This is a genomic window from uncultured Caballeronia sp. (assembly GCF_964243625.1).
Classification (GTDB): Bacteria; Pseudomonadota; Gammaproteobacteria; order Burkholderiales; family Burkholderiaceae; genus Caballeronia.
On the sequence record NZ_CAXTGZ010000176.1, the window covers coordinates 1 to 10,488 of the forward strand.

The window sequence follows — 10,488 nt, forward strand, 5'->3', positions numbered from 1 at the left end:
GCCTTCGACTGCTCGCTGACGTCCGCGCCGAGCTTGCGGCTGTGAGTGAGCACGGCGGTCTTCAAACCGCTGAAGCTGAAGTCCAGGTCGCCGGAATGCAGCATCGGGCGTGGCAGTCTGACCGCGCCGGATGTGCCGGATTCGGCCAGCCGCGAGACCTCCGGGCCACCTGGGTAGCCCAGGCCGAGGAGCTTGGCGGTTTTGTCGAAGGCTTCGCCTGCGGCGTCGTCGAGCGTCTCGCCGAGCGTTTCGTATTCCCCGACGTCGGTCACGCGCATCAACTGCGTGTGTCCGCCCGATACCAGCAGCGCCACGAACGGAAACGGCGGCGGCTCGCTCACGAGAAGCGGCGACAGCAGATGCCCTTCCAGATGATGAATGCCGACGGTCGGCAGATCCCACGCCATGGCCAGTGCGTTCGCCACACTCGCGCCGACCAGCAGCGCGCCGGCGAGGCCGGGCCCTTGCGTGAACGCGATGGCGTCGATGTCCGCAGGCGCCGTTTTCGCTTCCGCCATCACTTGTTCGAGCAGCGGCAACGCGCGGCGAATATGGTCGCGCGATGCCAGTTCGGGCACGACGCCGCCGTATTCCCGGTGCATGGCGATTTGCGAATGCAGTGCGTGCGAAAGCAGGCCGCGCTCGGTGTCGTAGAGGGCAAGGCCGGTTTCATCGCAGGAGCTTTCGATGCCTAGAACGAGCATGGCGGGGGACTTCTCGGGATGTTTGGGGTAGCGCGCAAGTATACCAGCGGCAGCCGTTCTGCCCTCGGCAACCCCGGCGGCCAGCCGCTACAATGCGCGCCATGGAAACTTACGATATCGCCGTCATCGGTGCGGGCGCCGCCGGCATGATGTGCGCCGCCGTGGCCGCGCAAAACGGCCGCCGCGTGGTGCTGATCGACCATGCCGAACGGCTCGCTGAAAAGATCCGCATTTCGGGTGGCGGGCGCTGCAACTTCACGAATATCAACGCCGGGCCGGCGAATTTTTTATCGGCAAATCCGCATTTTTGCCGCTCCGCGCTCGCCCGTTACACGCCTCAGGATTTTCTCGCGCTGCTCAGGCGGCATCGCGTGGTGTGGCACGAAAAACACAAAGGCCAGCTTTTCTGCGATGACTCCAGCGAATCGATCATCCAGGTCCTGAAGAGCGAATGCGACACGGGCGGCGTGACGTGGCGCCGGCCGGTCGGAATCGATACCATCAGTCACGACGGCGCCCGCTTCACGCTTGCAACGACCGCGGGCGCGATGTCGTGCGCGGCGCTCGTTGTCGCGACCGGCGGCCTGTCGATACCGAAAATCGGCGCGACGGATTTTGCGTATCGTGTGGCGAAGCAGTTCGGCCACAAGCTCATCGATACCCGTCCCGCCCTCGTGCCGCTGACGTTCGCACCGGCCGACTGGGAGCCGTTCGCGGCGCTATCCGGGCTGTCCGTACCCGTTGAACTGAGCGCTGGCACGGGCCGCCAGCGCACGGAATTCTCCGAGGATCTGCTGCTCACGCACAGGGGTTTGTCGGGGCCCGGCGTGCTGCAGATTTCGAGCTACTGGAACCCGTCGGAGCCGATTTGTATCGACTTGCTGCCGGGCGTGGATGCGACCGGCGATCTGCTTGCCGCCAAGCGTGAATCGCGCAAACAGGTCGGTACGTTGCTCGCGGAACGCGTTCCGGCGCGGCTTGCCCAGACCTGGCTCGACGTCCAGCGCGTGCCGGCGGATTCGCGTCTTGCCGATCTCCCCGATAAAACCCTGCGTCAGATCGGCGAATCGCTGTCGCGCTGGACACTGACGCCAAACGGCACGGAAGGCTACCGGAAAGCCGAAGTCACCCGCGGCGGTGTGGACACGCGCGAGCTTTCGTCGGCAACGATGATGAGCGCGCGGGTCGCTGGTTTGTATTTCATCGGCGAGGCCGTCGATGTCACCGGCTGGCTCGGCGGATACAACTTCCAGTGGGCGTGGGCGTCCGCGGTGGCGGCGGGAAAGGCGGCGGCCGAGCAGGTTCGTGCCTGAAACGTTCAAGCAGGCCCCAAACCCATGACCAGCATGGTTTTAGCCGATGATTTGCAAGATGGATCAAGCCCGCTCCTGGCTTAGAAAACCTGTTTTCGACCTGCTATACTGCCTCGTTAGTAGCGACAATCGGCGCAACTCAAAAGAGTGCAATCGGGGCGGTGATCCATGAAAAACAATTCGATCCCTTCCCAAAACACGCTGGCAGGCGCACAGCGCCACGCCGGCCGGTTTCAAAAGTACTCGAAACACCCTGGTTCGTGATCCCGCTTGAGGAAACCCTCTCAAGCGGGTTTTTGCATTGAGCCATGAACGGCAGAATTCTTAACACAGCATCAGCAGAGTCCCAAGCAATGAGCCTTAAAGACCAGATCACCGACGACATGAAAACCGCAATGCGCGCCCGCGAAACGGAGCGCCTCGGGACCATCCGGCTGCTGCTCGCGGCGATCAAGCAGCGCGAAGTCGATGAGCGCATCACACTGGACGACGCAGCGATCACGGCGGTGATCGACAAGATGATCAAGCAGCGCAAGGATTCCATCAGCCAGTTCCAGACAGCCGGACGCGACGACCTGGTTGCGAAGGAACAAGCCGAACTGGGCGTGTTGTCGGCCTACATGCCGGAACAATTATCAGCCGATGACATCAACGCCGAGATCCAGGCTGCCGTGACGGCAACGGGCGCGGCGGGTCCGCAGGACATGGGCAAGGTGATGGGCGTGCTGAAACCGAAGCTGGGCGGACGCGCCGACATGACGGCGGTGTCGGGCCTGGTAAAAGCGGCGCTCGCCAAATAAAGCTTCTCATAAAGACTCAGCAAAAGACTTACTAAGTGATTCCGCATTCGTTTCTTCAGGACTTGCTGAACCGCGTCGATATCGTCGACGTGGTGGGCAAGTTCGTCCAGTTGAAGAAGGGCGGCGCGAACTTCATGGGCCTGTGCCCGTTCCATAACGAGAAAAGTCCCTCGTTCACGGTCAGCCCGACCAAGCAGTTCTATCACTGCTTCGGCTGCGGCGCGCACGGCACGGCCATCAGCTTTCTCATGGAGCACACGGCGCTGACCTTTCCGGAAGCCGTACAGGAACTCGCCCAATCAGTCGGCTTGACGGTTCCGCAGGAACCCTCGCGGCTTTCGGGCGGATCGGGCGAAGGCTATTCGCCTGCGCCAAGCAAGGCGGTCAGCGTCGCGTTGACGGAAGTGATGCAAACCGCCTGTGACTTCTACAGGAAGCAATTGCGCGGGGCGCCTAACGCCATCGAATATCTGAAAAAACGCGGTCTCACCGGCGAAATCGCATTGCGGTTCGGGCTGGGTTACGCGCCGGACGGCTGGCAGAACCTGGAAAGCGCGTTTCCCGATTACAAGAACGACAACCTGGTGGACGCGGGCCTGATCATCGTCAGCGAAAAAAGCGACAACCAGGGCCAGTCCCGCCGGTACGACCGCTTCCGCGAACGCGTGATGTTTCCCATCCGCAATGTGAAGGGAAACGTGATCGGTTTTGGGGGACGCGTGCTCGACGGTGGCGAACCCAAGTACCTGAACTCGCCGGAAACGCCGCTGTTCAGCAAGGGCAGCGAGTTGTACGGTTTGTTTGAAGCACGTCTGGCCATCCGCGAACTTGGCTACGCATTGGTCGTCGAAGGGTATATGGACGTGGTGGCGCTCGCGCAACTCGGGTTTGCGAATGCGGTCGCCACGCTCGGGACGGCCTGCACGCCGGTCCACGTTCAAAAGCTGTTTCGTCAGACTGAAACGGTCGTGTTCAGCTTCGATGGCGATTCCGCTGGCCGTCGCGCCGCGCGTCGCGCGCTCGAAGCATGTTTGCCGCACGCCGCCGACAACCGCACCATCCGCTTCCTGTTCCTGCCAAAAGAGCACGATCCGGACAGCTACGTGCGCGAGTTCGGCACGGACGGTTTTGGTGAACAGGTCGATCGCGCCATGCCGCTGTCGCAATTCCTGCTCAACGAGATTTTGAACGACAAGGAGCTCGACCAGCCGGAAGGCCGCGCGAAGGCGCTGTTCGATGCCAAACCGCTGCTGCAGGCGCTTCCACCCAACGCGCTGCGCGTGCAGATCCTGCACATGCTGGCCGATCGGCTGAATACGCCGTTTGGCGAAATTGCGGCACTGTGCGACATCGATTCGCGCGCCGCGGCAGTTGCCCGGGCCGCGTTGCCGAAGAGCGAGCGGCGTCGCGTCAAAGGGCATGAACAACGTGCGTTGCGCAATCTGGTGATGTATCCATCGATTTATAAAACGCTCGATCACGAAAGCGAGCAGTCGCTCGTGACCATGACCGAACACGGCGAATTATTCAGCGAAGTGATCGGACATGCGCGGGAGCTGGGCGAGACCGCGGAGTTCCAGATGTTGTCGGATCTGTTGCGCAACGCCGCGAACGCCCCGACTTACGAGGATATCTTCCAGGAAATTCTCGCCTATGATGAAAATGTACGTGACCTGCTGATGCGGGACCCCGCTGACGAGTCTGCCAACGAGCGTGTGCAGGAGCAGAAAAAGCTTTTGGCAGAGGAACTGCAGGCAACCGTTGTCAAACTCCGGCATGACAGCTATAGGAATCGGCTGGATCAACTGGCGCAGCAGGCCAGCCTGACCGCAGAAGAAATTGCCGAATTCTCGGAGTTATCGGTTAAAGCTGCTCAAATCAAGGCTGCACGCGGGGTAAGTCGGGAGGTGTAAATAGCGCATGCTACAATTAAAGGTTTTCAGCAAGTTGTTTTTTTGACTTTTGTGCTCATTTGCGAAAAAGAGGTGAGGCACGCATGGTTAAGACTGCTAGCGGGAAGAAAACAACGGCACGCGGCTCTAACGAGTCGAAACGGGCAGTGGCCCAAAGCCGGTCAGTTCCTTCCTCCGGAGCGTCCAGACACCGCGCGTCAGCCGTCAAGTCACCTTCCGGTTTGTCTGCTTCAAGTAGTCAGTCAGGCAGTCAACCGGGCACTGAATTGAGCACCAGGAAGCAAGGCTCGGTTGCATCGGCAGTGAGTGCAGGGCCGGCCAGAGCGGCGAAAGCCGTCAGGCCGCCAGGCAAAAAAACGCTGGGTCAGTCGACAAGTCGGGCCGGCAGCATTTCCGGCCAGTCGGATGCGGCGGGCTAAGCGGAGAAGGCCGGAAGTTCGGCCGGCAAGCAAGCGAGTGCAACGGAAGCGGCTGCTAATGCGGGCCGGAAACGCGTCACGAAGCAGGAGTCGAAGCAGGCTCGCATGCGCGTCGTGAAGCGAGGTCCGGCGCAGGACCCCGGACGGCGTAATGCCCGGAAAGTCGTGTCGACGCAGGACGAGGCAGCGCGCACACATTCAGTATCCACGGTTCCATCGGCTGTCGTCCAGCAGCCGCGAGTCGAGACTAATGCCGGTACGGCGAACTCCATGACGAAAAAGCTGAACGAAGTACCCGTCGATGACGACGCAACGCAAAACGCGCAAAACGTCCAGGCCGATCCTGCGGTGCCCGCAGCGGATGCCGTAGCCGCGCCTCCGGTCAAGGTCGAGAAGGTCAAGGCGCGCGACCGGCGTGCCAAGGAAAAAGCGCTGTTGAAGGACGCGTTCGCCTCCAGCGCGCCCGGTACGGTTGAAGAGCTCGAGGAGCGCCGTGCGAAACTGCGCGCGCTGATCAAGCTCGGCAAGGAACGCGGCTTCCTGACCTACGCGGAAATCAACGATCACCTGCCCGACAACTTCACGGAAACGGAAGCGATCGAAGGGATTATCAGCACGTTCAACGACATGGGCGTGGCGGTCTACGAACAGGCGCCGGACGCTGAAACGCTGCTGCTCAACGACAACGCGCCGGCCGCATCGTCGGATGACGAGGTCGAGGAAGAGGCCGAAGTCGCACTGTCCACTGTCGATTCCGAATTTGGCCGTACGACCGATCCGGTGCGCATGTACATGCGCGAAATGGGCACAGTCGAGCTGCTCACGCGCGAAGGCGAAATCGAGATCGCGAAGCGCATTGAAGATGGCCTCAAGCACATGGTGATGGCCATTTCGGCGTGCCCGACGACCATCGCGGACATTCTCGCGATGGCCGAGCGCGTGCAGAACGAAGAAACGCGCGTTGACGAACTGGTGGACGGTCTGATCGACCCGAACGCCGCCGACGCCGATGGTTTCTCCGAGCAGGAAGCGGAAGCCATTGAAAGCGAGGACGAAGAGGAAGCCGACGAAAGCAGCGAAGACGAGGAAGAAGTCGACGAAACCACTGCTCAGGCGAACGCCAACGCCGCGCAACTGGAAGCGCTCAAGCGTGCATCGCTCGAAAAATTCTCGCTCATCAGCGAGTGGTTCGACAAGATGCGCCGCGCTTACGAGAAGGAAGGCTACAAGTCGAAGGCTTATCTGAAGGCGCAGGAAGCCATTCAGAGCGAGCTGATGACCATCCGCTTTACCGCACGTACCGTTGAGCGCCTGTGCGACACGCTGCGCGCGCAAGTGGACGAAGTACGTCAGGTGGAACGTCAGATCCTGCATACCGTTGTCGATAAATGCGGCATGCCGCGGGCCGAGTTCATCGCGCGTTTTCCGGGTAGCGAGACGGATCTCGAATGGTCGGAGAAAGTCGTTGCTGAGAATCACGGCTACAGCGTGATCCTGGCGCGTAACGTTCCCGCGATTCGCGAACAGCAGCAACGTCTGCTCGACTTGCAGGCGCGGGTTGTGTTGCCGTTGAAGGACCTGAAGGAAACCAACCGTCAGATGGCGGCCGGCGAACTGAAAGCGCGTCAGGCCAAGCGCGAAATGACGGAAGCGAACTTGCGTCTCGTAATCTCGATTGCCAAGAAATACACGAACCGCGGGCTGCAGTTTCTTGACCTGATCCAGGAAGGCAACATCGGCCTGATGAAGGCGGTGGACAAGTTCGAATACCGTCGTGGTTATAAATTCTCGACTTACGCCACATGGTGGATTCGCCAGGCCATCACGCGGTCGATTGCCGACCAGGCGCGCACCATCCGGATTCCGGTTCACATGATCGAAACGATCAACAAGATGAACCGTATTTCGCGGCAGATCCTGCAGGAAACCGGTCTTGAGCCGGATCCGGCAACGCTCGCCGAGAAGATGGAAATGCCGGAAGACAAGATCCGCAAGATCATGAAGATCGCGAAGGAGCCGATCTCCATGGAAACGCCGATCGGGGACGACGACGACTCGCATCTGGGTGACTTTATCGAAGACACGAATACGGTCGCGCCGGCGGATGCTGCGCTGCACGCCAGCATGCGCGACGTCGTGAAGGACGTGCTCGATTCGTTGACGCCGCGCGAAGCGAAGGTGCTGCGCATGCGTTTTGGTATCGAGATGAGTACGGACCATACGCTTGAAGAAGTCGGCAAGCAGTTCGATGTCACCCGCGAACGGATTCGCCAGATCGAGGCGAAGGCGCTGCGCAAGCTTCGTCATCCAAGCCGTTCGGACAAGCTGAAGTCGTTCCTGGAAGGGAATTGATGGTCGAGGCGTGAATGAAGCACCCGAGCGGGGCGGTCCAGGTTGGGCCGCCCCGCTTGTTTTATGGCTCGTTTCAAGGCAAACTCGCAGACCTTCGCGAGTGTGTTACGAACGAAGTTCGTGATCACGGCAGTGTTGATCTGCGTTCCGCTGCACAAAGGGCCGGAAGCTTAATTGGTATAAGCTGTCGACTCATAATCGACCGATAGTGGGTTCGAATCCCACCCGGCCCACCAAGATTCCCGAGCGTTTCACGCTACTTCCATGTGCCGTTAAGCATCGCATACCCTCCTGGGGGGCATGCTTGACCGCACGATCGGCCATACTTTGCTTTCTCGGCGCTTTGAGGCGGGGCAAAGTCAAATTGTCGTCGCCGATAAGTCTCCCTGTACATTTCAAACCGCGCTGTGTCAGCGCGGTTTTCGCATTTGGGCGACGCCTTCCGATGAGAGGGGTCGCTGGCGAAAAAGCGGGCAGCCGATTCTTGCTTTACCATTTGAGACCGCATCTCCGCTTGCCTTTATATGGCATGGATTTCGCCAGGCGCAGCCGAATTCATTCACCGATAGGAATAGCATGACGAAAGAAACCAGCAATGCCGCTATCGACGACTATCTCTTCGAACCCGTTCAACTGGGGCCGCTCTCGCTGCCCAACCGCATTGTGATGGCTCCTCTCACTCGCAGTCGCGCGAAAGAGGGCGATGTACCGAGTGAACTTGCCATCGAATACTATTCGCAGCGTGCGTCGGCCGGTTTGATCATTGCCGAAGCGACTCAGATCTCGCCGCAAGGCAAAGGTTATGTTTTCACACCGGGCATCTACAACGATGAACAGGTTAAAGCCTGGAGGCGCATCACTAATGCGGTTCACGACAAAGGCGGCCGGATGTACCTCCAACTGTGGCACGTCGGACGTATTTCGCATCCTTCCATCCAGCCGGATAATGCATTGCCGGTCGCACCCTCAGCGGTAAAACCCGAGGGGCAGGCTTTCACCAACGACGGTTTCGTGCCGCTCGTCACACCGCGTGCGCTGGAAACGTCAGAACTGCCGGGTATTGTCGAGCAATATCGAACGGCCGCGCAGAATGCGAAGACAGCAGGTTTTGACGGAGTGGAGATTCACGCCGCCAACGGCTATCTGCTCGACCAGTTCTTGCGCGACAAGACAAATCGACGCACCGACCAGTATGGCGGTTCGATCGAGAACCGGGCCAGGCTCCTGCTCGAAGTGGCTGACGCCGTGGTCGGTGTATGGGGCGGCGACAGGGTCGGTGTGCGAATCTCTCCACTGAGCAGCTTCGGCGATATCTCGGATACCAATCCAGAGCCGCTTTACACCTATGTCGTTGAAAAGATCAACGCGCTGAAGCTGGCTTATCTCCATGTAATAGAGGGTGAAACCGGCGGTACTCGCGACGTTCCAGGTGCATTTGACCTGCAAGTATTGCGTCGGGCTTTCGACGGCTTGTTCATGGCCAACAATGGTTATGACAAGGCGCTCGCACAATCGACATTGGCCACAAAGCGTGCGGACCTTATCGCGTTCGGTCGTCCGTACATTTCGAACCCGGATCTTGTCGAACGCCTGAAGGCAGGCGCCGCGCTCACCGAGCCGGATCAGGCCACCATGTATGGAGGCGATGCGAAAGGATATATCGACTATCCGTCGATGAGTGACGAAGCGGCTGTCCGGTAGAAGGCAAGTCCCGCGGTCGCATCTGGACTGCGGCTAGGATTCCTTCACTTGTGCTGACACGCCGCTTCCGAAACCACGCAATAGCCGCTCGTTCACTGTCGACGTACAACGGCGACGAGCGAGCGGCGTTTTTGTATGAGGCACAGGCGTTCCGGTGCGCTTTGCGCGACCGGAAGTCTCATTCGGACCTCGTCCAGGATAAGCTGCGCGGTTTTCTGCCGCTTCGACGACATCTAAAAAGCAGACACTGTCGGATGCGCGCATTCTGACAATGCAATGTACGAAAGCCACTGAATGTGATCATTCTTATCGGACGCTTCCATCCGTTAAAGAAAGCAGAATGCAAGATCGGGAGTGCTTTTCATATATTGCTTTCCAAGCGCAAACGTAGCGACATCCATTTGAATCGGAGCCGCTGAGTACGTCTCGAAACTACTTGGCAACCCTGTCCAAGACGAAAAAGAACGGACGGAGGGCGCATGCAATTTGAATATCGCGGGTTCAACATCGAGTGTGCCGCCGTGCCCGGTGATGGCAACTATGCGGGGAGCGTGTCGGTATGGCGCGTATCGAATGGTGGCGACGATCCTTTCAATTCGTGCACTTCGAAGCCATTTCCGACGCCTTTACAAGCGATCAACTACGCACGCGTGTGGGCTGAGATATGGTGCGATTCTCAACTCGACACGGCCCGTCCTGCTGCGATCTTAAGAAGACGATGAGGCTCACGACCTTACCGGCACCACGCGCACCCACCCATGTGCCGCATCCCGTACCCTCCGCCAGGCTCGGGCGTCTCGCCTGACAACGACGGCGCACCGACCATCACCCGCTGCGCGGTCATCCCACACTGAGGGCAAGCGGTCGCGTCATTGCGCTGAGCAATACGTCGAGCGGTTTCGAACTGGCCGCATTCCGGGCATTCGTAATCGTAAACTGGCATGGTGTTGAGCGTAAGGCGACGGTTCACACGAGACATCTGCTTCAGGTGCTTAGGGTAACGTCTCCGAGGAATCCGCGGAAGTGACGAAAGCCGGCGCCGGGTAGTGGAATGTGACTTGCTGTTTGTATTGACCACGGCAAACGGACAGGAACCATCATGACCCAGACAGAACGCGAGAAGAATAGCGGCAAGCCGTTAGGCGATAGTGGTTCAGGCGCAAGCGGGGGTGGGTCCATCGGCAACTTGCCGGGTGGCGCCGCAACGGGCGGTGATGCTCATCAGGGCGTACGTCGGCCCGACGCACCGTTGCACGAGCCCGATGCAAGAGTGGATACGCCCGATA

At 59.6% G+C, this 10,488-nt stretch carries 7 protein-coding genes, 1 tRNA gene and 1 pseudogene; 7 read left to right on the forward strand and 2 right to left on the reverse strand.

Features of this window, described 5'->3' with window-relative positions; translation table 11 throughout:
• Positions 1 to 704: tRNA (adenosine(37)-N6)-threonylcarbamoyltransferase complex transferase subunit TsaD (tsaD, locus tag ACFFAR_RS14090; RefSeq protein WP_174362980.1), on the reverse strand; the 704-nt coding region annotated here is incomplete at its 3' end.
• Positions 705 to 805: 101 nt separating this feature from the next.
• Here tsaD and ACFFAR_RS14095 point away from each other — a divergent pair.
• The 6 genes from ACFFAR_RS14095 (at position 806) to ACFFAR_RS14120 (ending at position 9,202) form a co-directional block, all read left to right on the forward strand.
• Positions 806 to 2,017 (forward strand): aminoacetone oxidase family FAD-binding enzyme, encoded by a 1,212-nt coding sequence (locus ACFFAR_RS14095; RefSeq protein ID WP_174362979.1) that lies wholly within the window; start codon positions 806 to 808, stop codon positions 2,015 to 2,017.
• A gap of 353 nt (positions 2,018 to 2,370) precedes the next feature.
• Positions 2,371 to 2,817 (forward strand): GatB/YqeY domain-containing protein, encoded by a 447-nt coding sequence (locus ACFFAR_RS14100; RefSeq protein ID WP_174362978.1) that lies wholly within the window; start codon positions 2,371 to 2,373, stop codon positions 2,815 to 2,817.
• 35 nt (positions 2,818 to 2,852) lie between these two features.
• A complete protein-coding gene (gene dnaG, locus ACFFAR_RS14105) occupies positions 2,853 to 4,730 on the forward strand; it encodes a DNA primase (RefSeq protein WP_075358937.1) in 1,878 nt (625 codons plus the stop codon).
• A gap of 524 nt (positions 4,731 to 5,254) precedes the next feature.
• A complete protein-coding gene (rpoD, locus tag ACFFAR_RS14110; RefSeq protein ID WP_119024683.1) occupies positions 5,255 to 7,501 on the forward strand; it encodes an RNA polymerase sigma factor RpoD in 2,247 nt (748 codons plus the stop codon).
• Positions 7,502 to 7,660: 159 nt separating this feature from the next.
• A tRNA-Ile gene (locus tag ACFFAR_RS14115) sits at positions 7,661 to 7,737 on the forward strand.
• A gap of 340 nt (positions 7,738 to 8,077) precedes the next feature.
• On the forward strand, positions 8,078 to 9,202 hold the full coding sequence (locus ACFFAR_RS14120) for an N-ethylmaleimide reductase (RefSeq protein ID WP_174362982.1): 1,125 nt from the start codon (positions 8,078 to 8,080) through the stop codon (positions 9,200 to 9,202).
• 733 nt (positions 9,203 to 9,935) lie between these two features.
• Here the strand turns inward: ACFFAR_RS14120 and ACFFAR_RS14125 are convergent.
• Entirely contained in the window at positions 9,936 to 10,181 is a 246-nt protein-coding gene (locus tag ACFFAR_RS14125) for a zinc ribbon domain-containing protein (protein WP_375508028.1), read from the reverse strand.
• A 120-nt stretch (positions 10,182 to 10,301) separates the two neighbouring features.
• Between ACFFAR_RS14125 and ACFFAR_RS14130 the strand changes: the two are divergent.
• A pseudogene (locus ACFFAR_RS14130) lies at positions 10,302 to 10,488 on the forward strand (hypothetical protein); the annotation flags it as partial.

Bases quoted from the DNA above. Each gene is read 5' to 3' on its own strand.
- ACFFAR_RS14095 (WP_174362979.1), top strand. From the start codon at position 806: ATGGAAACTTACGATATCGCCGTCATCGGTGCGGGCGCCGCCGGCATG.
- ACFFAR_RS14100 (WP_174362978.1), top strand. From the start codon at position 2,371: ATGAGCCTTAAAGACCAGATCACCGACGACATGAAAACCGCAATGCGC.
- rpoD (WP_119024683.1), top strand. From the start codon at position 5,255: ATGCGCGTCGTGAAGCGAGGTCCGGCGCAGGACCCCGGACGGCGTAAT.
- ACFFAR_RS14120 (WP_174362982.1), top strand. From the start codon at position 8,078: ATGACGAAAGAAACCAGCAATGCCGCTATCGACGACTATCTCTTCGAA.
- ACFFAR_RS14125 (WP_375508028.1), bottom strand. From the start codon at position 10,181: ATGTCTCGTGTGAACCGTCGCCTTACGCTCAACACCATGCCAGTTTAC.